We start from the raw sequence: 24,879 nt of genomic DNA on the forward strand, positions 1-24,879 counted from the left end.
GCTCATGGCATCACCAGCAGTACGTCGGTCATCACTCATCCCCGCCCCGTACTCCGACCGGTGGTCCGTGCCCGCGTCAGCCGTTCGACGAGGTCCAGACGGTCCCGGGCCAGCTGCGCGTTCTCCGGGTCGCCCAGCGCGTCGGCGAGCACCCGCACGGTTCGCCAGACACCGGCGCGCAGCGGCAGCTCCTCGCCCACGGCCCGGAATTCCGCCAGCGCGGGGCCCGGCCCGTCCAGGCGCAGGGTGGCTCGGGCCGCCAGGACGCGCGCGTGCATCGCGAGGGTGTCGCGCGGGTCCAGCGCGATGGCCTCGCGCAGCCGGTCCCGGGCGGCGCGTTGGTCGCCTCGCGCGTAGTGCGCCGCGCCGATCTTGTACGCCAGCCAGCTGGACCGGTACCCCTGGGCGGCCGCCCGCTCGTAGCACTCCTGGGCCTGCGCGGGGCTTGCCGAGGCATGCGCCAGGCCCTGCAGGGCCGCCGTCACTCCCGACGCCGGGTCCGCCGCGCCGGGCTCGTCGCGTTCGTCCAAGGTGGGCGGCCCGGCGCCTTGGTGGACGCGCAGCATCAGGTCCTCCGGCCACGGAGTGGCGGGCAGGAAGGAGGACTCGCGGGCCCGCAGCCCCAGCCGCCCCGCGACATCCGGGCCCACCCCGCGGAACTCGCCGGGCAGGAATCCGGACCGCGTCGACCACGTCATCGCGGACAGCTCGCCCCCGCAGGCCGCGACCAGGTCGGCCAGGTCGTCCACGGAGTGGTCGGGCGCGCCGTGCTCGTCCACCAGCCAGTCCAGGTCGATGTCGGTGATGACCTCGCCGGTCACGTGCCGGTCCAGGTGGCGGGTGAGGAGATCGGGCGGTACGACCGACAGCCGTACGCCGCACAGCGTCACCGCCAGGCAGCAGTCGCCGGTCTGCGGATCGGCCGGCGCGCCGCCGGTGGCGATGAGGGAGACACAGCCCACGGCCCGGCTCTCCCAGCCCTCGGACGAGGTCCAACTGGGCACCCACACCAGGTCGGTGAGGCCGGCGGCGAGGGCGGCGGCGGACCAGAAGTCGTCGAGCCCGAAGGCGCCGGGCACACCGCGTACCGGCAGCCGGCGCAGCAGCTCCGCCGGGGACGTCCCCGCACGCGCCGCGGCGCGCAGGGCCTCCTCCCCGCCGGGGGCGAGGGGCTTGAGGTCGAGGTGGCGGTCGAAGCAGACGACGGTGCGGCCGCGGTAGGGGCTCTGCGGCCACAGCGCCGCGACCTCTCCGTGTTCCTCGAACAGGTCAACGTGTCCCGGCATCCCGCGCCCTCCCAGGGAACGGCGCGTCGAGCGCCGGTACGGGCGGTGACGCCGGGGGCGTCTCGGGGGGCGGCACCGGCTCTGGCTTCGGCTCGGGCTCGGGCTCTGGCTTCGGCTCGGGCTCTGGCTTCGCTTTCGGCTCCGGCTTCGGCTTCGGCTTCGGCTCCGAGGAGAAGCGGCGTGCGTCCGGGCTGAGCGCCGCGGCGGCGGTGGTCACCAGGACGAGGACGGCCGCCCACAGCATGATCGTCCGGGCGTCGGCGAAGCGGAGCAGCACGGCGCCGAGCAACTGGCCGAGAGGCAGTGAGGCGAAAGAGAAGAAGAAGTCGGCGGAGAACGCCCGGCCGTGCAACTGCTCGGGCACCTCCCGGCGCAGCCCGGCCATCTTGACGACGTCGAACGCCTGCTGGCCGATGCCGCCCGCGACGAACGCGGCCGTCAGCAGCAGCACCGATCCGGTCGCCACGGGCGCCAGCACGGTCACGCCGAACAGGCCGAGCATCGCCAGCGCGTACAGTCCCCGGTGCCGGCCGGTGATGCGCCCGCCGACCAGCGCGCCGGCGACGGTGCCGGCCGCGAAGGCGCCGAGCACGAAGCCGTAGACGGTGACGCTGTGTCCCGCTTCGAGCAGGAACACCGGCAGGGCGACCATCCACGGTCCGACGGCGAGCAGGACGTGGACGACGGCGAGGAGCTGCACATACCGCAGCCACCGCACTCGCCAGAGCACGGCGAGCCCGCCGAGGGCGGAGCGCAGCAGCGATTCCTCGGACTCTCCGGGTCCGCCGGTGGCCGCTTCGACGGGGTCGGCTTTCGCAGCGCTGTCGGCCGCAGGGCCGTTCGCCACGGGGCCGACACCCGCAGGGCCGACCGCCACGGGGCCGACCGCCGCAGGACCGTCCACCGCAGAGCCGACCGCCGCAGGACCGTCCGCCACGGGGCCGTCCGCCACGGGGCCGACACCCGCAGAGCCGACCCCCGCAGAGCCGACCGCCGCAGGGCCCTCCGCCACGGGGCCGACACCCGCAGGGCTGACCCCCGCAGAGCCGACCCCCGCAGAGCCGACCGCCGCAGAGCCGACCGCCACAGGGGGCGCCGCGTAGCGGGCGCCCGCCCAGCGGGTCGCGACCGCGGACAGGCCGAAGGCCGCGGCGGCGACGACGGCTCCTGCGGAGAAGCCGAGGGCGGCGACGAGCGTGGCCGCCAGGGTGGGGCCGACGATGCCGGAGGTGTTGCGCATGCTTTCGAGGAGGCCGTACGCGGCGGTGACTCCGGCTTCCTCGCCGTCGGGGTCGTCGGTCCTGCCGTCCGGCTCCGCGGTCGCGTGCGTGTCCTTGCGCAGGACACGCGGGGTGATGAGCAGCAGGGCCGGTTCGCTCACCGCTTCGCACAGACCGATGAGGACGGCGACGCCGAGGACGACGGTGTCCAGCCGGCCGTCCCAGAAGAGGGCCAGCCCGATGAGCGCGAAGAGACGGGTGGCGTCCGCGGTGACCGCCGGGATGACGGGGTTGACGCGGTCGAGGAGCGCGCCGGTGAAGAGGACGACACCGCCGAGTGCGACAAAGCGTGCGGCGAATACCGCGCCGATGGTCTCCGCCGTCGTCCCCGACTGCGTCGCGGCCACCACGACAATGATCGGAAAGAATGCGTCACCGAGCAGAGAAACGGCCTGCGCCAGACAGAGCCCGGCGAAGCGCCGATTTCGGAGCAGCCGAAGATAAATTCTCACCGGAAGGTGCGAGACCTTTCTTGAGAAGCCTGCCGCCGGGGCTTTCACCGGCCGGCGGCACGCCTGCGTCAGCCCTTCGGGTCAGGCCTCAAGACACTGACTTGAAGCGGAACGCGTGGAACGCGACGCTCTCTTCCAGGTCCTCGGCCTCCAGAACTTCCAGGCTGTCGAGGTCTTCGATTTCGTCGAGGATGGTCTGCTCGTTGTGCGACTCGCCCATAATTCCTCCTGAAAAGGAAGGGGGCGCGGCAGGCTGATTCCCGCGGCGCTGCAAGAGATGCTAACGGCGCCCTTCTCCGCCTTGAACATGCCGTATGCACTTTGGCCGAAAGGGCGCTCCGAACAGGGGAGCCATTCCGGATCCGGCGCAGGCGCCAAGCTGGCAGAATCCGGCGAACGGAAGGGGAGTTTCAGGGTCCGTAATGATGTGCATGGCTCGTTCCCGAACGCACTGCCCGCGTCGGCAGCAGCACCAACGGAATCGCGGTCCGGGAACACGCGCCCCCGCGCAGGCGCCGCAGGACGGGCCGCGCACCCACTCCGTCGGCGGCGACCAGGTCCCAGTACTCCCTCTCCTCCTGCTCCGCCTGCCGCTCCCGTCGCTGCGCCGCCAGGGCGTACAGCGGGGCCGGACGGCTTACGCGTTGTACTTGGCGAAAACGCGGGTGCCGCCCACCGCCGAGACGAGCATCAGACCGAGCACCACGGCCACGCCGGTCACGACATGGTGGGAGGTGTAGTCGCCGGTGAAGAAGTCACGCATGGCGTCCACCGCGTAGCGCAGGGGGTTGGCGTTGCCGATGGCCTGGAGCCAGCCGGGGGCGTAGGTCAGGGGCAGGAGGATGCCGGACAGCAGCATCAGGGGCAGGGCGATGCCGTTGAGGACGGGGGCGAAGAGCCACTCCGACGTCAGCTTCATGGCCAGCGCATAGGAGAGGAAGGCCAGGCTGATGCCGACGAGCATCATCAGGGCGATGGCGGCCACGATGCCGCCGAACGGCGCGCGCAGGCCGAAGAGCAGGGCAATGAGGACGATGACGACCGACTGGATGAACAGGGCCAGGACGTCCCAGAGGACCCGGCCGAGCAGCAGGCCGAGCCGGCTCGCCGGGGTCACCCGCAGCCGTTCCAGGTAGCCGGACCGGACGTCGGGGATCAGACCGAACCCGGCGTAGCCGGTGGCGAACAGGCCCAGTTGGACCAGCAGGCCCGGGATGTAGACCTGCCAGGCGGCCGGGCCGTCCTCCGGCAGCATCTTGACCAGCAGGGGCCCGAACAGGGCCATGTAGACGAATGGCTGGACGAGACCGATGAGGAGACCCATCCTCTTCTGGGCCACGGCGGCGGCCTCGTCGCGGAAGATGATCGCCGCGTCGCGGATCGTGTGCATCCTTGGCTCCCCTCAGGCGTGGACGGCGTCAGCGCCGCGCTGCGAACGCCGGTCGGTCATGGTCATGAAGACATCGTCGAGCGTGGGCTTCAGCACCCGCAGGGACTCCACCCTTATGCGCGCGGACTCCAGCGTGCGCAGCAGGTCGGCCAGGAGACGCTCCGCGTCGCGGCAACTGATCGACAGGACCATGCCGTTCACCGACACCTCGTGGACGTCGCGGTGGGCGGTGAGCAGGTCGGTGGCCCGTGCGGTGTCGCCGTCCACCTCGATCTCGATGGTGTCGTGGGAGATGGCGGCCTTCAGGCTCCGCGGGCTGTCCTCGGCGATGATGCGGCCCTTGTCGATGATCAGGACGCGGTCGCAGAGGCTGTCGGCCTCATCGAGGTAGTGGGTGGTGAGGAACACGGTGGTACCGCGTTCCTCACGCAGGCGGCGGATGTGCTCCCAGACGTCGTTGCGGTTCTCGGGGTCGAGGTTGGCGGTGGGTTCGTCGAGGAAGAGCAGCTTCGGCTGGTGCATCAGGCCCAGCGCCATGTCGACGCGGCGGCGCTGGCCGCCGGAGAGGGTCTGAATGACCCGGCCCGCGAGTTCGTCCAGGCCGAGCTGGGTGATCACCTCGTCGGCGCGGGCCTCGGCCTCGGGGCGGGACATGCCGTAGAGGCGGCCCTGGAGGACGAGGTCCCGCCGGACCGGGGAGCTTGGCTTGGCGCCGCCCGCCTGGGAGACGTAGCCGATGTGTGTGCGGACCTTCGCAGGCTCGCGCAGCAGATCGCGGCCGGCGATGACGGCCGTGCCCGAACTCGGCGGGAGCAGCGTGGTCAGCATCCGCATGGTGGTGGTCTTGCCGGCGCCGTTGGGCCCGAGGAAGCCCACGATCTCGCCCGCGTGGACGGTGAAGTCGACTCCGGCCACCGCCTCGACCGGGCCCTGCTTGGTGGTGAACGTCTTGGCCAGCCCCTTGGCCTGGATCATGGGTAATGCCTTCCTTGGCGGATACGGTTCGGCCCGCTGGTGCGTCGCGGGTGGTGCGCTCATGCCTGCTGCTTCTCCGTCTTGTTGTCCGTCTTGTCTTCCGTCTGGTCCTGGTCGGTCCATACCTCGCGGCCTTCCTTGGTGGTGAGTTCGGGCCAGGCGAGGGTGCCGTCGTGGATCTCGGCGACGATGCGCCGAGCCCAGTCCCGCTCGGCTTCGGCCATGGTCAGGGCGTATTCGAGTTCGATCACGAACAGCCGCGGCGTCTGCTGGTCCAGCACCGCGGTCCGCGCCTGGCGGGCCTCCTCGATCTGCTCGTCCAGGCGGACGATGCGTTCCCGCAGGGCCTGGACGGCGCGTTCGGGCCCGAGGGCGCCGAGGTAGCTCACCGCGGCGAGGAAGCTGGGGTACTCCTTCACCGGGGTGCGGACCAGTTCGTCGAGCCAGCTCATGAACTCCTTGCGGCCCAGGTCGGTGTGGGCGTACACGGTGCGCTCCGGCCGGCGCCCGGCGCGTTCGGTGCTGTGCTCGGCGATCCAGCCGGCCCGCACCAGGGCGTCCACGACGTCGTAGAGCGAGCCGGTCCTGACCTTGAAGCTGGTGTCCTTGTTGCGCTCCCGCAGGGTCGCGGCCATCTCGTACGGATGCATCGGCTGCTCCAGCAGCAGCCCGAGCACCGCGAGCCCGAGCAGGTTGGACACCGGCCGTTTGCGCAGCGCCATCTACCTACCTCCTTTAGTCGGTTCCGACTATACGGCATCGACTGATGTTCCGGGAGAACCCTGGCCGGGCAGCAGCCCGCGCAGATATCCGGCGGTGGGGCCCGAGTCCGGGCGGAGGGTGTCCGGAGGGCCGCAGTGCAGCACGCTGCCGCCGGCCGCACCGCTGCCCGGGCCCATGTCGATCAGCCAGTCCGCGGCGGCGGCCAGGTGCAGGTCGTGCTCGGCGAGGACCACGGTGTTGCCTGCGGCGAGGAGCATGTCGAACGCGTCGACCAGCACCTGGACGTCCGCCGGATGCAGACCGGTGACCGGCTCGTCCAGCACCACCAGTCCGGGCTGCCGCGCACCCTTGGTCAGTGCGGCGGCGAGCTTCAGCCGCTGCGCCTCGCCGCCGGACAGCACGGTGGCGCTCTGCCCCAGCCGCATATAGCCCAGCCCCGTCTGCCGCAGCGCCGTGAGCACCGGCCGCAGCGCGTGCGTGTCCAACAGCCCACTCGCCTCGTCGACCGTCAGGTCCAGCACCTCGTCGATCGCCAGCCCCCGATAGGTCACCGCCAGCACCTCGGGCCCGAACCGCCTGCCGTCGCAGACGTCGCAGGTGACCCAGACGTCGGGCAGGAAGTTCATGTCCACCTGCCGCACGCCGTACCCGGTGCACGGTTCACAGCGTCCGCCCGGCGAGTTGAAGGAGAAGGAGCCCGCCGTCAGCCCGCGGCGGGCGGCGGCTTCGGTGCCCGCGAAGAGGTTGCGGATCAGGTTGAACGCCTTCGTGTACGTCGCAGGATTGGAGCGCGGTGTCCTGCCGATGGGCTCCTGGTCGACCACGGTCGCCCAGTGCAGCGGGCCGGTCCAGTCGACCCCGCCGACGCCCGGCGCGCTCGTACCCTCCAGCCGGGCCCGCACCGCACCGGCCACGCCGTCCAGGAGCAAGGTGCTCTTGCCGCTGCCGCTCACGCCCGTGAGGCAGGTCAGCGCGCCCAGCGGGATGTCGATCCGGTCGGCCCGCACCGTCCGCACGTCGACATCCGTCAGGCTGAGCATCCGGTCGGCGCGCACCGGGCGCCGGGCGCGCCGCACCCGTCCACCCGGCATCGCCAGATAGCGGCCGGTCAGCGATTCGGGGACGGCCGCAACCTCCCGCGGAGTGCCCTGGGCCACCAGCCGTCCGCCCCCACGCCCGGCCCGCGGGCCGACGTCGATCACCCAGTCCGCCCCGGAGATCAGCTCGGGATCGTGCTCGATCATGAGCACGGTGTTCCCGGAGCCACGCAGCTCCTCGATGAGTTCGCCCAGCCGCGCCTTGTCGGCCGGGTGCAGCCCCGCGGACGGCTCGTCCAGGACGAACGCCACCCCCGACAGATCGGTGCGCAGCTGGGCCGCCACCCGGGCCCGCTGCAGTTCCCCGCCGGACAGCGTGGGAGCCGGGCGGGAGAGCTGGACGTGTCCGACTCCGAGCCGGACCAGCAGCCTGAGCCGAGCCTGGAGCGCGGGCAGGACCGCCTGCGCCGCCTCCCGCTGGGCCGGCCCGAGCGTCGCGGCCAGGCCTTCGCTCCAGTCGAGCACGTCCTCGACCGGACGGTCGAGGAGTTCGTGCAGGCGCCGCCCGCCGAGCCGCACGGTACGCGCGACCGCGCCCAGGCCCGTCCCCTCGCACGCGGCACAGGGCTCATTGCGGACGAACGGCTCGTACGTCTCCCGGACGGCGGGACTGGCCGCACCGCTGTACAGCCGCTCCGCCTCGGCGATCGCCCCCGGCCAGGGGCGGCTGTCGCGGACGCTGACCGCTGTGCCGCTCTTCTTCACGGTCGCCTCGTAGGCGATCTCCACGGCTTCCTCGCCGGTGCCGTGCAGCACCGCCCGCCGGAACTCAGCGGGCTGCTCGCACCAGGGCCGGACGAGATCCGCCGCGAAGCGGGCGACGAAGACCGGCTCGCCGGGACTGGTCAGGCCGTTCGGTCCTGCGACGAAGGTGCCATGAGCCTCTCGTCCGCCATGCCGAGCCGCGCCTGCTCCTCTTCGACGATCCGGCGCGCCAGCTCAGTGTCCGACACATCGACCGCGTCCGGAGAGGCTTCGGCCACGGCGCTGCGACGGGCGTAGGCATCGAACAGGCGATTCTTGGCCTCCAGCATCTTCACCATGCGTTCGTCCACGCCTCCGGTGGCGAGGAGACGGTACACGCGAACCGGCCTGACCTGACCCATGCGGTGAGCCCTGGCCACCGCCTGATGTTCGATGGTCGGCTTGATCTGGGGTTCACAGATGATGACGACGGAGGCTGCCTGCATGTTGAGGCCGATGCCTGCTGCCTGGATCTGGGCCAGGAGCACCGCGGGGCCCGAGACGTCGGCGAAGTCGTCCACAATCTGCTGCCGCCGCCCGGCCGGGACTCCTCCGGTGAGCGGACCGAGCACCGCAGTGCCGTCGATGGTTCCGGCCACGAGTGCTTCCCTCACAACGCCCAGTACGTCCTTGAAATTGGAGAAGACCACCGTCTTCTGCCCGTTCTCGCCGGCCTCCTGAACGATCTCTCGGAGCCGGTCCAGCTTGGCCGACTTCTCAGGGCGCATGTACGCGGCCCTGCGCATCGCCATGAAGTTGCCTGCGCGTACGGCTTCTCGGTATGCCTCCTCGTCCGACGCACTCAACTCCTCCCATTCGTCGGTCTGCTGGAGACTCGGGAGTTCCGTCAGTACGTCCTCCTGATTGCGCCTCAGGTAGACCGGGGCCACGGCCTTGCGGAAAGCGACCGATCCAGCCAACGCGTCGCTCTCTCCGAGGGAGTCCGCGACGTCGCCATCAAGCATCCGGACCAAGTTGCGGAACTCGACGACCCTGTTCTCCATCGGGGTTCCGGTCATGAAAAGGGTGCGCCCGCAACGTTCCGCCCACGAGGCGACCGCCTGGGACCGCTTGGCTTTCGGGTTCTTCACGGAGTGCGCTTCGTCGACCACGAGCAATCCGACCTCCCCGCCACCCGGCGCGGGGAAGCCGCGCAGCGCATCGAACGTGGTCACCGCGACCCCGCCTCGCCCCTTCCAGTCGGCGAACGCGTAGTCCCGGTCAGGGCCGTGGAGCACCATGACACGCAGGGCACTACGGGCCTCGATCTCCCGCGTCCAATTCACGAGGACGCTCGCCGGGCAGACGACCATGAAGTGACTCTGTCCTTCGGCGGCCAGGTGTGCCAGCACGGCGATCGCCTGGATGGTCTTCCCGAGGCCCATCTCGTCGCCGAGTATCACCCGGCGCTGCGCCAGTGCGAACCGCGCGCCGAACGCCTGGTAACCGCGCAGGGAGACGCGCCGGTGTGCGTCGTCGAGGTGTTGGGTCCGTACCCGCTCGGCGATCTCATCCGGCAGGAAGCCCTCGGCGGCGGCCACCTCAGGCAGCCGCCCGGATATCTCGGCCAGCAGGCCGTAGTACTCGGCAGAACGGACTTCGAAGTCCACCCACGCCGCAATGTCGGACGAAGATCCGCGGAGCAGGTCCACCGATGCCTGGGCAAGCAGCTCGCGCAGGCCCGCCTGCTCCGCCTCGTCCACCAGCGACCGGACCTCAGTGATCGCCGCCAAGGCGCGAGCCTTCTTGTCCCGGCCCGCCAGAAGCATCCGGAACCACCCGGCGGCGGGCCTGGCATCGGCGAGCAGCGGACCGAGCCGTTTCGACAGGACGGCAGCCTTGTCGACCGCACGACGAGCGTCCGGACCCGCCTCCACCAGCACATGCAACGCTGTGACGAGCGCGGTGGTGCTCGGTTCCGGCCGGTCGACATCGATGTGGACGGCCACGGTCTCGTGCACAGCCTCGGAGAGCCGACGGGCAGCGGCGAGCATCTGGTCGACGGTGCGCTGCCCCACACCGGGAATCTGCCGCAATCGGTAAGGGCCCGCTTCGAGAACACTGCCCACGGTGCGCAGCCCGTTCTTCTCGACGCTCCCCAACCGCAGCCGCCCTTCGGTGACGTCCTGCAGCCGGGCGACAGGTATGGCGTCGAGCTCCCGCTTCACCGCCGCGTCGTGGATCGGCTTCAGCGCCGCCCTGACCGCCTCGACCGCCCTGCCGTGGTCACCGACCAGTGCCTGCACCGCTTCGTACAGTCGCGCTCCCCGTGCGACCGTGTCCCTCTCGCCCCGCCCCACGCCTTCCGCCCCTCTTCCGCCCTCCCCGCATCCTCCCACCGCGACACCGGCCCCGACGGACGTTCACGGCGCCCTGCGAATCGACCGGAGCCCGCAGGGAGACATGCACGAGCAGCACGGGGTTGTCGACGACGGCGCTGAAACCCGCGCTGCGCGATGGAATCCATGCAGTCTTCCCGTTGACGATCTCGTGGCCCGCTCCTCGTCAAGTCGCTACGGTTGAGCCATGACCGCACTGCCCGACTGGATGCGCCCGCCGCGCCCGGAGGGCTGGTTCGCGGAGGATCTGGACCGCCTTCCCGAGGCGCCTCGGCACACCGAGCTGATCGACGGAGCGCTTGTCTTCAGGGTGTCGCCGCAGAGGTGGTGGCACGGCCACCTCGTCACCATGCTCACCGTCGCTCTCATGGAGCAGGCGCCCGGCGATGTCAGGGTCGGCCGCGAGATGACGATAAAGCTGGACGAGCGAAACCGGCCCGAGCCGGATCTGCTGTTGACCACGGCCGACTACGACGGAGACCGCACCTGGTTCGCGCCGGACGAGGTGCGACTCGTCATCGAGGTCGTCTCACCCGAGTCCGCGCACCGGGACCGCACGGTCAAGCTGCGCAAGTACGCGGAGGCCGGCATCCCGCACTACTGGTGCATCGAGGACGAACACGGCTCCCCTGTCGTCCACGTCTACGAACTCGACGAACCGACTGGCCTCTACTCGCCCGCGGGCATTTTCCGGGGCACCCTCAAGCGCCCTGTGCCTGTCGAGATCAGCCTCGATCTCGACAAGCTCACCCCGCCAGCGAACAGCTAGGAGTCAGCACCAAGTCAGGGCGGGAAGGCAACACACAGTAACGTCGGTCACACATTGAACCGGAACTCCACCACATCCCCGTCCCGCATCACATAGTCCTTGCCCTCCATCCGCGCCTTCCCCTTCGCGCGGGCCTCGGCCACCGAACCCGCCTCCACCAGGTCGCCGAAGGAGATGACCTCGGCCTTGATGAAGCCCTTCTGGAAGTCGGTGTGGATGACGCCGGCGGCCTCGGGAGCCGTGGCGCCCCTCTTGATCGTCCAGGCGCGGGATTCCTTGGGGCCGGCCGTGAGGTAGGTCTGCAGGCCGAGGGTGTTGAAGCCGACGCGGGCGAGGGTGGCCAGGCCGGGCTCGGTCGCGCCGACCGACTCCAGCAGCTCCATGGCGTCCTCCTCGTCGAGCTCGGCGAGGTCCGCCTCCAGCTTGGCGTTGAGGAAGATCGCCTCGGCGGGGGCGACCAGCGCGCGCTGCTCGTTCTTGAAGTCCTCGTCGACCAGTTCGTCCTCGTCGACATTGAAGACGTACAGGAAGGGCTTCGTCGTCAGCAGGTGCAGGTCGTGCAGGAGCTCGGCGCGCTCGCTGCCCTGGACGATGCCGTGCGCGAAGAGCGTGTCGCCCTTCTCCAGGATCTCCTGGGCCTCCTCGACCGCCTTGACCTTCGGCGCCACGTCCTTCTTGATCCGCGACTCCTTCTGGAGCCGCGGCAGCACCTTCTCGATCGTCTGCAGGTCGGCCAGGATCAGCTCGGTGTTGATCGTCTCGATGTCGTCCTTGGGCGAGACCTTGCCGTCGACGTGGACGACGTTCTCGTCCTTGAACGCCCGGATGACCTGGCAGATCGCGTCGGACTCGCGGATGTTCGCCAGGAACTTGTTGCCCAGGCCCTCGCCCTGGCTCGCGCCGCGTACCAGACCAGCGATGTCGACGAACTCCACGGTCGCCGGGACGGTCCGTTCGGACGTGAAGATCCCGGCGAGCTGGTTCAGCCGCGCGTCGGGCACACCGACCACGCCCACGTGGGGCTCGATCGTGGCGAACGGGTAGTTGGCCGCCAGCACGTCGTTCTTGGTCAGGGCGTTGAACAGGGTCGACTTGCCGACATTCGGCAGACCGACGATTCCGATCGTGAGCGACACGTTGCGACTTCCCGTACGTGAGAGGGGCCTGGGGGCCGGTGGGCCGGGGGCCGGGGGCCGGGAGCCAGAGGTCTGGCCGGTGCCCGAGCCGGTACGATCCACCAGTTTACGGGGTGCCGGACTCCGCCCGGGCGCCCTGTCGAACGCTTGGCCAAGCTCTGCCCAACGGCGTGTCGGACGGGCTATTCGGCACATTAAACGACCTAAGTTAGGCCAGTGGAGCAACACAGGCCGCGATCTCCTCAGCACGGACCGCGACGCGGAATCTCACCGCCGACGCCCCTGCCACCGCAGGCACGGCGCGGCGGCAGGGCCGGCGGTGGCTCTTCGCCGCGCCCGGCCAAGCCCGCCGTGGGCCGGCCCGAACGCCGTCCCGCCGGTGCGGCCCGGCCTGCCGCAGCGGTACGGCGACCTGCCCCGCCGATCGTCCAGGCGGTACGCCGGATGCCCAACCCGCGGCTCACCGGGCTCGGCTGCGGCCTGTTCTGCGGTGCCGTGATGCTGACGCTCGGCTGTCTCGACGCGCTGCTGTTCGGGTCGTCGCTCGTCGTGTACGGCGTGCTGTTCCTGCCGGTGTGCGTGCTGGCGGCGGTGTGGGTGCGGGAGGTGGATCTGGTGACCGTGCCGGTCGTGGTGCCGATCGCCTTCGCACTGGGGCTGGTGTTCGTCGCCGACAGCGGGGAGGGGCTGAGCGGGCGGGCCGTGGGCCTGTTCACCGCGCTGGCCACGCAGGCGGGGTGGCTGTACGGGGGGACTCTCGTCGCCGGGTCGATCGTCACCGTGCGGAAGGTCCGGCTGATGCGGCGGCGGGCGGCGCGGAACCGCCCGCCGGTGTGAGCCCGCGTCCCGGCGAGGCCCTATCCCCCGTTCGCCGCTCTCATCGCCGCCCCCACGATCCCCGCGTTGTTCTGCAGTTCCGCCGGCACGATCTCCGCCTTGATGCCCTCGATGTGGGGCAGGAACTTGTGCGCCTTGCGGCTCACGCCGCCGCCGATGATGAAGAGCTCGGGTGAGAAGAGCATCTCGACGTGCGCGAGGTACTGCCGGACGCGGTGCGCCCAGTCCTCCCACGACATCCCGTGGTCCTCCTTCACCTTGCTGGAGGCCCGCTTCTCGGCGTCGTGCCCGTGCAGTTCGAGATGACCCAGCTCGGTGTTGGGGACGAGGACGCCGTCGGTGAAGACGGCGCTGCCGATGCCGGTGCCGAAGGTCAGCATGATGACCGTGCCCTTGCGGTCGCGCCCGGCACCGAAGGCCATCTCGGCGACGCCCGCCGCGTCGGCGTCGTTCACCACGGTCACCGGAACACCGCCCAGGCGGTCGCCCAGCAGCACGCTCGCGTCCGTGTCGATCCAGGCCTTGTCGACGTTCGCCGCCGTACGGATCATGGCGCCGCCCGTGACGACACCCGGGAACGTCGCGCCGACCGGCCCCGTCCAGCCGAAGTGGTCGACGACCTCCTTGACCCCGTCGGCCACCGAGTCCGGCGTGGCCGGGTGGGGGGTCAGCACCTTGAAACGTTCGTCCGCGAGGTCGCCCCTGTCGAGGTCCACAGGGGCGCCCTTGATCCCGGATCCACCGATGTCCACGCCGAAGATCTGCATGGCACCACGTTACGACGGCCCACCGACAGTCACGACGCCGGAGCCGTACCCGACCAGCGCTCCCGGCCGCTCCGGGGCGCCGACGGCCACCGCATCGACGCCGCCGACCACCGCTGCCCCGGTGCTCACCCCTCGACGGACCCCTCGGCGGAACCCCCCGCCTCCGTCCGCTGCGCGATCAGCGCCGCCGCCTCCTCGCGCAGGTCGCGGCGGAGTTCCTTGGGCAGCGAGAAGGTGATGGACTCCTCGGCCGCCTTGACGATCTCGACGTCCTCGAAGCCGCGCTGGGACAGCCACTCCAGCACCTGCTCGACGAGCACCTCGGGAACGGAGGCGCCGGAGGTGACGCCGACCGTCGAGACACCCTCCAGCCAGGCCTCGTCGATCTCCTCGGCGAAGTCCACGAGGTAGGCCTCGCGCGCGCCGGCGAGCTTGGCGACCTCGACGAGCCGCTTGGAGTTGGAGGAGTTGCGGGAGCCGACGACGATCACCAGATCCGCCTCGGCGCCCATCTGCTTCACCGCGAGCTGGCGGTTCTGGGTGGCGTAGCAGATGTCGTCGCTGGGCGGCGAGATCAGCTGCGGGAACTTCTCCTTCAGGGCGTCGACGGTCTCCATGGTCTCGTCGACGGAGAGCGTGGTCTGGGACAGCCAGACGACCTTGGACGGGTCACGGACCTCGACCTTCGCCACGTCGCCGGGGCCGTCGACGAGCTGGATGTGGTCGGGGGCCTCGCCGGAGGTGCCGATGACCTCCTCGTGGCCCTCGTGACCGATCAGGAGGATGTCGTAGTCCTCATTGGCGAACCGGACGGCTTCCTTGTGGACCTTGGTGACCAGCGGGCAGGTCGCGTCGATGGTGGCCAGCTGGCCCCGCTGGGCCTCGTCGTGGACGACCGGGGCGACGCCGTGCGCGGAGAACATCACGATGTTGCCCGGGGGGACCTCCTCCGTCTGCTCGACGAAGATGGCGCCCTTCTTCTCCAGGGTCTGCACGACGTACTTGTTGTGGACGATTTCGTGCCGGACATAGATCGGAGCGCCGTACTGCTCCAGGGCTTTCTCGACGGCGATCACGGCGCGGTCCACACCCGCGCAGTAGCCCCGGGGGGCGGCGAGCAGGACACGGCGGCCAGTCGAAGCAGTCATGGCACCCATCGTAAGGCCGCGTTCGGGGGGCCAAAGATCGCGCACACGAGCGCTGGTGCTGATGGCGCAGGCCCGCGGGAAGGGTCCCTCCGGCGTCTGAGGTCGGGCCGGGATGTCGGTGCCGCCCATTACGCTCGCGGCATGGCAGTCAACACGTCCCCGGAATCGCCCCTGCCCGTCGGTGAGGTGTCGCGGCTCATCGGGGGCTGGATCGACCGGCTCGGGGCGGTCTGGGTCGAGGGGCAGATCACGCAGTTGTCGCGGCGGCCGGGCGCGGGCGTGGTGTTCCTGACGCTGCGGGACCCGTCGTACGACATCTCGGTGAGCGTCACCTGCTACCGGCAGGTGTTCGACGCGGTCGCCGACGTGGTGAGCGAGGGCGCACGGGTCGTCGTCCTGGCGAAGCCGGAGTGGTACGCGCCGCGGGGGCAGCTGTCGTTGCGGGCCGCCGAGATAAGGCCCGTGGGGGTCGGGGAGCTGCTGGCGCGGCTGGAGCAGCTGAAGAAGAAGCTGGCGGGCGAGGGGTTGTTCGCGCCGGAGCGGAAGCGGCCGCTGCCGTTCCTGCCGCAGCTGATCGGGCTGGTGTGCGGGCGGGCCTCGGCCGCGGAGCGGGACGTGCTGGAGAACGCCCGGCACCGCTGGCCGGCCGTGCGCTTCGAGGTGCGCAATGTCGCCGTGCAGGGCGTGCACGCCGTGCCGCAGGTCGTGCAGGCGGTGAAGGAGCTCGACGAGATCGACGACGTGGATGTGATCATCGTCGCCCGCGGCGGCGGGAGCGTGGAGGACCTCCTGCCCTTCTCCGACGAGCAGCTCGTCCGCGCGGTCGTGGCCTGCCGTACGCCCGTGGTGTCGGCCATCGGGCACGAGCCCGACAACCCCCTCCTGGACCACGTCGCCGACCTGCGGGCCTCCACGCCCACCGACGCCGCGAAGAAGGTCGTACCGGACGTGGGCGAGGAGTTCGAGCGGGTACGGCAGTTGCGGGACCGGGCGCGGCGGTGCATGGCGGCGTTCGTCGAGCGGGAGGAGCGGGGGCTGGCGCACGCGCTGGCGCGGCCCTCGATAGAGGACCCGCACCGGATGATCGACGAGCGTGCCGACCAGGTGGCGGCGCTGATCGAGCGCGGGCGGCGATGCCTGGGGCACCACCTCGACCGGGCCGAGTCGGAGCTGACGCACACGCACGCGCGCGTAGTGGCCCTCTCACCGGCGGCGACCCTGAAGCGGGGGTACGCGGTGCTGCAGAAGGCCGACGGCCACGTGGTCCGCGCACCGGACGAGGTGACGTCCGACGAGCGGCTGCGGGCGCGGGTGGCCGAGGGTGAGTTCTCCGTACGAGTCGACTCTTAGGGTGGGCGGATGAGCAGCAGGGTGGATGAGGCGCTGGGCTACGAGCAGGCGCGGGACGAACTGATCGAGGTCGTACGGCGGCTGGAGGCGGGCGGTACGACGCTGGAGGAGTCCCTCGCGCTGTGGGAGCGCGGCGAGGAGCTGGCGAAGGTGTGCCGGCGGTGGCTGGAGGGCGCACGGGCCCGGCTGGACGCGGCGCTGGCCGAGGAGGCGGCGGAGGAGACCGGCGGGAAGGCGGTCGGCGAGGGCGACGCCGAGTAGTCACCGGCGAGCAGCAGAGCAGGCATCCGGAGTAATCGCAGCAGGGTTGGTTGTGAAGCGGATCACTACGCTCCGCGTTTAGTTGAACGTTGAACTTCACTCGCGTACCGTCGATGACGTCAACCGATCCGGCACCCGGATCCGACGCACATCGGATCCGTCGCACCTCCCCAGAAGGTTCACGTATGTCCATCGTTCTTGACCCCGCCGCCCAGGACCTGCTGTTCCGCGAGGCCCGCACCGCGAACTCCTTCACCGACGAGCCCGTCACGGACGAGCAGGTGCAGGCGATCTACGACCTGGTCAAGTACGGCCCGACCGCCTTCAACCAGTCCCCGCTGCGCATCACCCTGGTCCGCTCCCCCGAGGCCCGTGGGCGTCTGGTCCAGCACCTGGCCGAGGGCAACCAGACCAAGACGGCCGCCGCGCCGCTGGTCGCGATCCTCTCCGCGGACAACGAGTTCCACGAGGAGCTGCCGCACCTCTTCCCGCACTTCCCACAGGCCAAGGACGCCTTCTTCGCCGACCGCCCGGTGCGCGAGAACGCCGCCGCGCTGAACGCCGCCCTCCAGGCCGCGTACTTCATCATCGGCATCCGCGCCGCCGGGCTGGCCGCCGGTCCGATGACCGGCCTGGACTTCGAGGGCGTACGCAAGGAGTTCCTGGACGACGACCACACCCCGCTGATGGTCGTCAACATCGGCCGCCCGGGCCCGGACGCGTGGTTCCCGCGCTCACCGCGCCTGTCGTACGAGGACGTCGTCACCACCGTGTGACCGAACCGACATGGGAAAGGCCCCCGGCGAACGCACGCCGGGGGCCTCTCTCACGTTGTGCACGACTCTTACGTTGTCACGACTCTCACGTTGTCACGACGTCTTCAGCGCCTTCGCCATCGTCGCCAGCTGCTCGAACGAACCCGTGCCGGCCACCACCGTCGTCGCGCCCTTGGCGTCGTCGTCCTCCGCGAGGACGAGCGCGTCGTACCGGCCGCCGGTGTAGCGGATCCACGTACGGCCGCCGATCTCCTCGGTGACCTCCGTCTCGTCCGCGCCCTGGGTGGCGTCCTCGATGAACGGGATCCGCTTGTCCATGGACTGCTTCACGGTGACGTACTCGCCGTCGGGAGCGTGGAAGCCGAGGTGCCAGGTGTCGTGCTCCCGGCCGTCGAAGCGGACCGACGTCGCCTTCCAGGTCTGCGGCAGGCCCTCCGGCGCGGCCACCGGGTACGCGGCGGCACGGCGGGCCGTGAGCAGCTCGACCCGGTAGTCGACCCGGGGGACGTTGGGTTCCTTGTCGTCGTCGTGCGGGATGAAGAGGTACATGACCAATCCCGCCAGCACGATCAGGCCCAGGGAGAGAACCATGTCCCGGACCGTCTTCTGCTTGCCGTTCGTACCTGCCACGTACCCTATCGTCGCAGGTGCCCCGGCTGCTCATCCGTGGGGGGCTCTGCTCATTCTGCCGATCTGAGGATAGAGTCGTGGCCGAACCCTCATCCGGCCGTCGTCGTATCAGAAAGGTGCGCTCCGATGACCGAGCATCACTTGCCGTCCGAACTCGATGTCCCCTCCGAAGCCCCCGACCGCAACCTCGCCCTGGAACTCGTCCGGGTGACCGAAGCCGCGGCGATGGCCGCCGGCCGCTGGGTGGGACGCGGTGACAAGAACGGGGCCGACGGTGCCGCGGTGCGCGCGATGCGCGCCCTCGTCTCCACCGTCTCCATGAACGGCGTCGTCGTCATCGGGGAGGGCGAGAAGGACGAGGCGCCGATGCTCTTCAACGGGGAGCAGGTCGGTGACGGGACCGGACCCGAGTGCGACATCGCCGTCGACCCGATCGACGGTACGACCCTGACCGCGAAGGGCATGCCGAACGCGATCGCGGTGCTGGCGGCGGCGGAGCGGGGGTCGATGTTCGACCCGTCGGCCGTGTTCTACATGGACAAGCTGGTCACCGGGCCCGAGGCGGCGGACTTCGTCGACATCGACGCGCCGGTGTCGGTGAACATCCGGCGGGTCGCCAAGGCCAAGCGGGCCACCCCGGAGGATGTGACCGTCGTCATCCTCGACCGGCCCCGGCACGAAGGGCTGATCCAGGAGGTCCGGGAGACCGGCGCGCGCATCAAGCTGATCTCCGACGGGGATGTGGCGGGGTCGATCCTGGCGCTGCGCGAGGGCACGGGTGTGGACCTGCTGCTGGGGATCGGCGGGACGCCGGAGGGGATCATCTCGGCCTGTGCCGTGAAGTGCCTCGGGGGAACCATCCAGGGCAAGCTGTGGCCCAAGGACGAGGAGGAGCGGCAGCGGGCGCTCGACGCCGGGCACGACCTCGACCGGGTGCTGACGACCGAGGATCTGGTGACCGGGGAGAACGTGTTCTTCGTGGCTACCGGGATCACCGATGGGGAGTTGCTGCGGGGGGTTCGGTACCGGTCGGAGACCGCTACGACGGACTCGATCGTGATGCGGTCCAAGTCGGGGACCGTGCGGCGGATCGATTCCGAGCACCGGCTGAGCAAGCTGCGGGCGTACAGCGCGATTGATTTCGACCGGGCGAAGTAGCGCCTGATCAACGGGAGGGCTGTGGCGCGTCGGCGGCTGCGGGTTCGTGGTGGCTGGTCGCGCCCACGCGGCGGAGCCGCACCGTGAACGCAGCCCCGTGCCCCTGAGGGGCATGCAGTTCCCGGCATCGCAAAGGCGCCCCCTGTGCGGAGGGGGCGCCTTTTTGCGTGTACGGGCGTCAGCCCGCTGCCGCTATGCGGTTGGTCGCTCGGGCCGCCTTCTTCAGTTCCAGTTCGCGGCGGCGGCGCCTCGCCAGGACCACTCGGCGTTCGGCGGCGGTGAGGCCGCCCCAGACGCCGTACGGTTCGGGCTGGAGGAGGGCGTGTTCGCGGCACTCGACCATGACGGGGCAGCGTGCGCAGACCCGCTTGGCCGCCTCCTCGCGGGAGAGCCGGGCGGCGGTGGGCTCCTTGGAGGGTGCGAAGAACAGGCCGGCCTCGTCGCGCCGGCACACGGCCTCCGTGTGCCAAGGGGCGTCTTGGTCCCTGTCTCGTGCTGGCACCCGCTGGGCCGGAACGCCAGCTACCTGCAGGGACGAAAGCGGCAGTTGCGGCACGGTCTACTCCTGACGACGGCTTCGCGAGCGAGAGACGATGCAGCAAGGTCTACCCGCTGTACGCGCGCCTATGCAGGGAGTCCCGAACCGCAGGAATCCGGGGGTGCGGATGCGCCGCCCGGGACGGCTCGGCCAGTGACCGAATCCCTACGGATCAGGTCGACTTCACAACCGTCAACGGTCCAGGTGCTTACGCAAACCCTTGTCGACCTTGCGCTGCACCCGATCGAGAATGTCCGCCACGAGCTTCCCGCGCTTCGGCCGCGCCTCGATGTTGCCGAGCACGGCCCAGCCGTCCACGAAGACGACGGGCACGTCGGAGTCGCCCCCGTCCAGCGTGTCCACCTCGAAGTTGCCGAGGATGCCGCCGCCCGTGCCGCGCAGCGAGACGTTCTCGGGCACGCGGACCTCGACGTTTCCGAAGATGGACCAGGCCTTGATCATGACCTGCTGGTACTCGAAGATCGCCTCGCTGAGGTCGAGCTCGACGCTGCCGAAGATCGAGTACACATGGATACGGCGACCCGCCCGCCAGCGCCCCTTCCGCACCGAGGCGCTGAACACCGCGACCACGTTCTCGTCCGGGTCCGCGGGTATCGCACCGGCCGTAGGACGGTGGGGCGCGGGGGTGTACGCGGGGGTCGCGCGGGCCCGGTGCGCGCCGGGCAGGTCCCGCACATATGGCTCTAGTTCGCCGACCGTCTTGGCGCGGTAGACACCCTCCACTCGCTCGGCGTGCTCCTCGGCGGTGAGGCGGCCCTCGGCGAGGGCGTCGCGCAGGATGTCCGCGAAACGGTCGCGGTCGGCGTCGGAGGCGCGGAGCTCGGCGGCGGGCGCGGTCTGCTTCTGAAGGTCCACGACAGCAGCGTACCCAAACACGATAGATCGCGACACCCCGAGGCGGACACTCCGAAGCAGGCACCCCGAGGCAGGCACCCCAGAAGCTGCCACACCCGGCAACCGCGAACTGAGCCTTACCTCACAAGCTCCCCGTCAGTGGTACGTCCTACGCTGGTGGACGCTTGCCAATGGAGGCCAGCCGCTGTCTGCCGTGAGTGAGGAATGGGCGAGATGCCTGAGTTCGAGTACACCGATCTGCTCCCCATGGGGGAGGACACCACCCCGTACCGGCTGGTGACCTCCGAGGGTGTCTCCACCTTCGAGGCCGACGGGCGGACGTTCCTCAAGGTCGAGCCCGAGGCGCTGCGCAAGCTCGCCGAGGAGGCCATCCACGACATCCAGCACTACCTGCGCCCGGCCCACCTGGCCCAGCTGCGCCGGATCATCGACGACCCGGAGGCGTCGGGCAACGACAAGTTCGTCGCCCTGGACCTGCTGAAGAACGCCAACATCGCCGCCGCCGGTGTGCTCCCCATGTGCCAGGACACCGGCACGGCGATCGTCATGGGCAAGCGCGGGCAGAACGTACTGACCGAGGGCGGGGACGAAGAGGCCCTGTCGCGCGGCATCTACGACGCGTACACCAAGCTGAACCTCCGCTACTCCCAGATGGCCCCGCTCACCATGTGGGAGGAGAAGAACACCGGCTCCAACCTCCCGGCGCAGATCGAGCTGTACGCGACGGACGGCGGCGCCTACAAGTTCCTGTTCATGGCCAAGGGCGGCGGCAGCGCCAACAAGTCGTTCCTCTACCAGGAGACGAAGGCCGTCCTGAACGAGGCCTCCATGATGAAGTTCCTGGAGCAGAAGATCCGTTCGCTGGGTACGGCCGCCTGCCCGCCGTACCACCTGGCGATCGTGGTCGGCGGGACCAGCGCCGAGTACGCGCTGAAGACCGCGAAGTACGCCTCCGCGCACTACCTGGACGAGATCCCCACCGAGGGCTCACCGCTCGGGCACGGGTTCCGGGACAAGGAGCTGGAGGAGAAGGTCTTCGAGCTGACGCAGAAGATCGGTATCGGCGCGCAGTTCGGCGGCAAGTACTTCTGCCACGACGTCCGGGTGATCCGCCTCCCCCGGCACGGCGCGTCCTGCCCGGTCGCCATCGCCGTGTCCTGCTCGGCCGACCGGCAGGCGGTCGCGAAGATCACCGCCGAGGGTGTGTTCCTGGAGCAGCTGGAGACGGACCCGGCGCGGTTCCTGCCGGAGACGACCGACGAGCACCTCGACGAGTCCTCTGACGTCGTCCGGATCGACCTGAACCAGCCGATGGACGACATCCTCGCCGAGCTGACCAAGTACCCGGTCAAGACCCGGCTTTCGCTCACCGGCCCGCTGGTCGTGGCCCGCGACATCGCGCACGCCAAGATCAAGGAGCGGCTGGACGCGGGCGAGGAGATGCCGCAGTACCTCAAGGACCACCCGGTGTACTACGCCGGTCCGGCGAAGACCCCCGAGGGCTACGCATCCGGTTCCTTCGGCCCGACGACGGCCGGCCGGATGGACTCCTACGTCGAGCAGTTCCAGGCGGCGGGCGGATCCAAGGTGATGCTGGCCAAGGGCAACCGCAGCCAGCAGGTCACCGACGCGTGCGCGGCGCACGGCGGTTTCTACCTCGGCTCCATCGGCGGCCCCGCCGCCCGCCTCGCCCAGGACTGCATCAAGAAGGTCGAGGTCGTCGAGTACGAGGAGCTCGGCATGGAGGCCGTCTGGAAGATCGAGGTCGAGGACTTCCCGGCCTTCATCGTGGTCGACGACAAGGGCAACGACTTCTTCAAGGACCCGGCACCCGCGCCGACGTTCACATCGATTCCGGTACGGGGGCCCGGCCTGGCCTGAGTGAACGGGGGCTTGGGCTCCGTCCTGAGCAAGCGGGGCTCGGGCTCCGTTCGGCCCAAGCCCCCGGAACATCCCCGCATCCCCGATCGCTGTACCCGGTATGAGCGAATACCGGATCGAGCACGACTCCATGGGCGAAGTGCGTGTCCCCGCCGACGCCAAGTGGCGGGCGCAGACGCAGCGGGCCGTGGAGAACTTCCCCGTCTCCGGGCAGCGGCTGGAGCGCGCCCACATCGAGGCCCTCGCGCGCATCAAGGCCGCGGCCGCCGCCGTCAACGCCAGGCTCGGCGTCCTCGACAAGGACATCGCCGACGCCATCCAGGAGGCGGCGCGGGAGGTCGCGGAGGGGCGGTGGGACGAGCACTTCCCCGTCGACGTGTTCCAGACGGGCTCCGGCACCTCGTCCAACATGAACACCAACGAGGTCATCGCGACCCTCGCGAGCGAACGGCTCGGCCGGGACGTCCACCCCAACGACCACGTCAACGCGTCCCAGTCGTCCAACGACGTCTTCCCCTCCTCGCTGCACATCGCCGCCACCGCCGCCGTCCTGCGGGACCTGATCCCGGCGCTGGAGCACCTCGCAGGCTCCCTGGAGCGCAAGGCTCGGGAGTTCGCCGACGTGGTGAAGTCGGGGCGGACGCATCTGATGGACGCCACGCCCGTGACGCTGGGCCAGGAGTTCGGGGGGTACGCCGCCCAGGTGCGGTACGGCATCGAGCGGCTTCAGGCCTCGCTGCCCCGGCTCGCCGAACTCCCGCTCGGCGGCACCGCGGTCGGCACGGGGATCAACACCCCGCCCGGTTTCCCGGCGGCGGTGATCGCGGAGGTCGCCCGCACGACCGGTCTGCCGCTCACCGAGGCCCGCGACCACTTCGAGGCGCAGGGCGCCCGGGACGGGATCGTGGAGACCAGCGGGCAGCTGCGGACCATCGCCGTCGGACTGACGAAGATCGCCAACGATCTGCGCTGGATGGCGTCCGGACCGCGCACCGGGCTGGCCGAGATCAACCTGCCCGATCTGCAGCCCGGTTCGTCGATCATGCCCGGCAAGGTCAACCCGGTCGTCCCGGAGGCCGTGCTCATGGTCTGCGCGCAGGTCGTCGGCAACGACGCCACCGTCGCCACGGCGGGCGCGTCCGGCAACTTCGAGCTGAACGTGATGCTGCCGGTGATCGCCAAGAACGTTTTGGAGTCCGTCCGGCTGCTCGCCAACGTCTCCCGCCTGCTCGCCGACCGGACCGTCGACGGCATCACCGCCAACCGCGAACGGGCCCGCGAGTACGCCGAGTCGTCCCCCTCCGTGGTGACGCCGCTCAACAAGTACATCGGGTACGAGGAGGCCGCCAAGGTCGCCAAGAAGTCGCTGGCCGAACGGAAGACGATCCGTCAGGTCGTGCTGGAGAGCGGGTACGTCGAGCGCGGCGACCTCACGGTGGAGCAGCTCGACGAGGCCCTGGACGTCCTGGGGATGACGCATCCGTGACCGGCCGTTCGGCCATGTGACGGGCGCGTGAACCGTGACGCGTGCCGCAGCGTCGTATGCCGGTGACACCTAATATCTGTGCATGACGGACGACGGAGCGGTGAGACGCGTGGAAGCGGGCGGAGCTACGGCCTTCTGGGCACCCGGCAGTCACATCCTGTGGCGCTACCGGGAGAACGCGGGCGACCGCTTCCACATAGCGCGCCCCGTCACCGTCGTCCGTGACGACGCCGACCTGCTCGCGGTGTGGTTGGCGCCGGGCACGGAGTGCGTCAGGCCGGTGCTCGCCGACGGGACGCCGGTGCATCTGGAGCCCCTTCAGACGCGCTACACCAAGCCGCGGACCGTGCAGCGCGACCGCTGGTTCGGCACCGGCGTGCTGAAGCTGGCCCGGCCCGGTGACCCCTGGTCGGTGTGGCTGTTCTGGGACCCGGGCTGGCGGTTCAAGAACTGGTACGTCAATCTTGAGCAGCCGCTGGCGCGTTGGGGCGGCGGGGTGGACTCCGAGGACCACTTTCTCGACATCTCCGTGCACCCGGACCGTACGTGGCACTGGCGGGACGAGGACGAGTTCGCGCAGGCCCAGCGGGACGGTCTGATGGACGCCGCGCAGGCCGAGCGGGTCCGGGACGCGGGACGGTTCGCGGTGGAGGTGATCCGTGCCTGGGGGCCGCCGTTCTCGGACGGCTGGCAGCACTGGCGTCCGGATCCGTCCTGGCCCGTACCCTCACTTCCGGAGGACTGGGACCGTATGCCGGCGCATGTGTCCTCATGAGACCCTTGCTGCGCCCCCGGGCAGGAAACGTAGGATCGTCCTCCGCAAGGGCGCGCGGCGGCAACTCGCGGGGCGCACAGTGTGCTTGACCGGATGTCACCGAGGGGCGGCAGGACGTGAGCGAGGGGTACGAGGACACAGGAACAGCCTCTGACCACGCGGGAATTCCGTTCCTGGGGCATGTATTCCGGGTATCGGGACTTCT

At 70.2% G+C, this 24,879-nt stretch carries 23 protein-coding genes; 9 read left to right on the forward strand and 14 right to left on the reverse strand.

Annotated elements, in window-relative coordinates:
- Positions 1-35 precede the first annotated feature (35 nt).
- The 8 genes from HJD23_RS14055 to HJD23_RS14085 form a co-directional block, all read right to left on the reverse strand.
- Positions 36-1,286, reverse strand: coding sequence for a hypothetical protein (locus tag HJD23_RS14055; protein ID WP_171110047.1), 1,251 nt, complete (start codon positions 1,284-1,286; stop codon positions 36-38).
- The gene (locus HJD23_RS14060) at positions 1,270-2,913 is read right to left on the reverse strand and encodes an MFS transporter (protein ID WP_171110046.1); all 1,644 of its coding nucleotides are present in this window, start codon (positions 2,911-2,913) and stop codon (positions 1,270-1,272) included. Before HJD23_RS14060 ends, HJD23_RS14055 begins: the two co-directional genes overlap by 17 nt.
- 193 nt (positions 2,914-3,106) lie before the next feature.
- Positions 3,107-3,238 (reverse strand): hypothetical protein, encoded by a 132-nt coding sequence (locus tag HJD23_RS44720; RefSeq protein WP_260463143.1) that lies wholly within the window; start codon positions 3,236-3,238, stop codon positions 3,107-3,109.
- A 417-nt stretch (positions 3,239-3,655) separates the two neighbouring features.
- Positions 3,656-4,408 (reverse strand): ABC transporter permease, encoded by a 753-nt coding sequence (locus HJD23_RS14065; protein ID WP_171110045.1) that lies wholly within the window; start codon positions 4,406-4,408, stop codon positions 3,656-3,658.
- A 12-nt stretch (positions 4,409-4,420) separates the two neighbouring features.
- Positions 4,421-5,383 carry an ATP-binding cassette domain-containing protein gene (locus HJD23_RS14070; protein WP_171110044.1) on the reverse strand — a complete coding sequence of 321 codons (963 nt, stop codon included), beginning with the start codon at positions 5,381-5,383 and terminating at the stop codon, positions 4,421-4,423.
- 59 nt (positions 5,384-5,442) lie between these two features.
- The gene (locus HJD23_RS14075; protein ID WP_171110043.1) at positions 5,443-6,105 is read right to left on the reverse strand and encodes a PadR family transcriptional regulator; all 663 of its coding nucleotides are present in this window, start codon (positions 6,103-6,105) and stop codon (positions 5,443-5,445) included.
- 27 nt (positions 6,106-6,132) lie between these two features.
- Entirely contained in the window at positions 6,133-8,052 is a 1,920-nt protein-coding gene (locus HJD23_RS43775) for an excinuclease ABC subunit UvrA (RefSeq protein WP_171111668.1), read from the reverse strand.
- On the reverse strand, positions 8,049-10,247 hold the full coding sequence (locus HJD23_RS14085) for a DEAD/DEAH box helicase (protein ID WP_171110042.1): 2,199 nt from the start codon (positions 10,245-10,247) through the stop codon (positions 8,049-8,051). The genes HJD23_RS43775 and HJD23_RS14085 overlap by 4 nt, the downstream gene beginning before the upstream one ends.
- A gap of 226 nt (positions 10,248-10,473) precedes the next feature.
- Here HJD23_RS14085 and HJD23_RS14090 point away from each other — a divergent pair, with 226 nt between their 5' ends.
- Positions 10,474-11,055, forward strand: a complete 582-nt coding sequence (locus HJD23_RS14090) for a Uma2 family endonuclease (RefSeq protein ID WP_171110041.1) — start codon at positions 10,474-10,476, stop codon at positions 11,053-11,055.
- 47 nt (positions 11,056-11,102) lie between these two features.
- Here the strand turns inward: HJD23_RS14090 and ychF are convergent, their stop codons facing one another.
- Entirely contained in the window at positions 11,103-12,191 is a 1,089-nt protein-coding gene (gene ychF, locus HJD23_RS14095) for a redox-regulated ATPase YchF (protein ID WP_171110040.1), read from the reverse strand.
- A gap of 216 nt (positions 12,192-12,407) precedes the next feature.
- Between ychF and HJD23_RS14100 the strand changes: the two genes are divergently transcribed.
- Positions 12,408-13,028 (forward strand): DUF6542 domain-containing protein, encoded by a 621-nt coding sequence (locus tag HJD23_RS14100; RefSeq protein WP_171110039.1) that lies wholly within the window; start codon positions 12,408-12,410, stop codon positions 13,026-13,028.
- Positions 13,029-13,048: 20 nt separating this feature from the next.
- On the opposite strand, the gene ppgK is transcribed toward HJD23_RS14100, so the two are convergent.
- Together ppgK and HJD23_RS14110 are read right to left on the reverse strand one after the other, a co-directional pair.
- Positions 13,049-13,795: a polyphosphate--glucose phosphotransferase gene (gene ppgK / locus HJD23_RS14105; protein WP_171110038.1), complete on the reverse strand. Its 747-nt coding sequence runs from the start codon at positions 13,793-13,795 to the stop codon at positions 13,049-13,051.
- Positions 13,796-13,920: 125 nt separating this feature from the next.
- A complete protein-coding gene (locus tag HJD23_RS14110; protein ID WP_171110037.1) occupies positions 13,921-14,952 on the reverse strand; it encodes a 4-hydroxy-3-methylbut-2-enyl diphosphate reductase in 1,032 nt (343 codons plus the stop codon).
- Between the two features lie 132 nt (positions 14,953-15,084).
- Between HJD23_RS14110 and xseA the strand changes: the two genes are divergently transcribed.
- From xseA to HJD23_RS14125, 3 genes are all read left to right on the forward strand, one after another.
- On the forward strand, positions 15,085-16,293 hold the full coding sequence (gene xseA, locus HJD23_RS14115) for an exodeoxyribonuclease VII large subunit (RefSeq protein WP_171110036.1): 1,209 nt from the start codon (positions 15,085-15,087) through the stop codon (positions 16,291-16,293).
- Positions 16,294-16,302: 9 nt separating this feature from the next.
- Positions 16,303-16,554 carry an exodeoxyribonuclease VII small subunit gene (locus tag HJD23_RS14120; protein ID WP_171110035.1) on the forward strand — a complete coding sequence of 84 codons (252 nt, stop codon included), beginning with the start codon at positions 16,303-16,305 and terminating at the stop codon, positions 16,552-16,554.
- Between the two features lie 185 nt (positions 16,555-16,739).
- On the forward strand, positions 16,740-17,330 hold the full coding sequence (locus tag HJD23_RS14125) for a malonic semialdehyde reductase (RefSeq protein ID WP_171110034.1): 591 nt from the start codon (positions 16,740-16,742) through the stop codon (positions 17,328-17,330).
- A 93-nt stretch (positions 17,331-17,423) separates the two neighbouring features.
- Here the strand turns inward: HJD23_RS14125 and HJD23_RS14130 are convergent, their stop codons facing one another.
- A complete protein-coding gene (locus HJD23_RS14130) occupies positions 17,424-17,960 on the reverse strand; it encodes a DUF4245 domain-containing protein (RefSeq protein ID WP_171110033.1) in 537 nt (178 codons plus the stop codon).
- A 126-nt stretch (positions 17,961-18,086) separates the two neighbouring features.
- On the opposite strand from HJD23_RS14130, the gene glpX reads away from it, so the two are divergent.
- Positions 18,087-19,118: a class II fructose-bisphosphatase gene (glpX, locus tag HJD23_RS14135; protein ID WP_171110032.1), complete on the forward strand. Its 1,032-nt coding sequence runs from the start codon at positions 18,087-18,089 to the stop codon at positions 19,116-19,118.
- A 178-nt stretch (positions 19,119-19,296) separates the two neighbouring features.
- Here the strand turns inward: glpX and HJD23_RS14140 are convergent, their stop codons facing one another.
- Together HJD23_RS14140 and HJD23_RS14145 are read right to left on the reverse strand one after the other, a co-directional pair.
- Entirely contained in the window at positions 19,297-19,674 is a 378-nt protein-coding gene (locus HJD23_RS14140; protein WP_171110031.1) for a WhiB family transcriptional regulator, read from the reverse strand.
- 174 nt (positions 19,675-19,848) lie between these two features.
- The gene (locus HJD23_RS14145; protein ID WP_171110030.1) at positions 19,849-20,532 is read right to left on the reverse strand and encodes a DUF1707 domain-containing protein; all 684 of its coding nucleotides are present in this window, start codon (positions 20,530-20,532) and stop codon (positions 19,849-19,851) included.
- A gap of 204 nt (positions 20,533-20,736) precedes the next feature.
- Between HJD23_RS14145 and HJD23_RS14150 the strand changes: the two genes are divergently transcribed.
- The 3 genes from HJD23_RS14150 to HJD23_RS14160 all read left to right on the forward strand — a co-directional run bounded on the left by HJD23_RS14150 (position 20,737) and on the right by HJD23_RS14160 (position 24,674).
- Positions 20,737-22,413, forward strand: a complete 1,677-nt coding sequence (locus HJD23_RS14150; protein WP_269475828.1) for a fumarate hydratase — start codon at positions 20,737-20,739, stop codon at positions 22,411-22,413.
- A gap of 100 nt (positions 22,414-22,513) precedes the next feature.
- Entirely contained in the window at positions 22,514-23,899 is a 1,386-nt protein-coding gene (locus HJD23_RS14155; protein WP_171110028.1) for a class II fumarate hydratase, read from the forward strand.
- A gap of 82 nt (positions 23,900-23,981) precedes the next feature.
- Entirely contained in the window at positions 23,982-24,674 is a 693-nt protein-coding gene (locus HJD23_RS14160; protein WP_171110027.1) for a DUF402 domain-containing protein, read from the forward strand.
- The last annotated feature ends 205 nt before the right edge of the window (positions 24,675-24,879 follow it).

The sequence above is a fragment of the Streptomyces sp. Z423-1 genome (assembly GCF_013009255.1).
In the GTDB taxonomy this organism is placed as follows: Bacteria; Actinomycetota; Actinomycetes; order Streptomycetales; family Streptomycetaceae; genus Streptomyces; species Streptomyces gossypiisoli.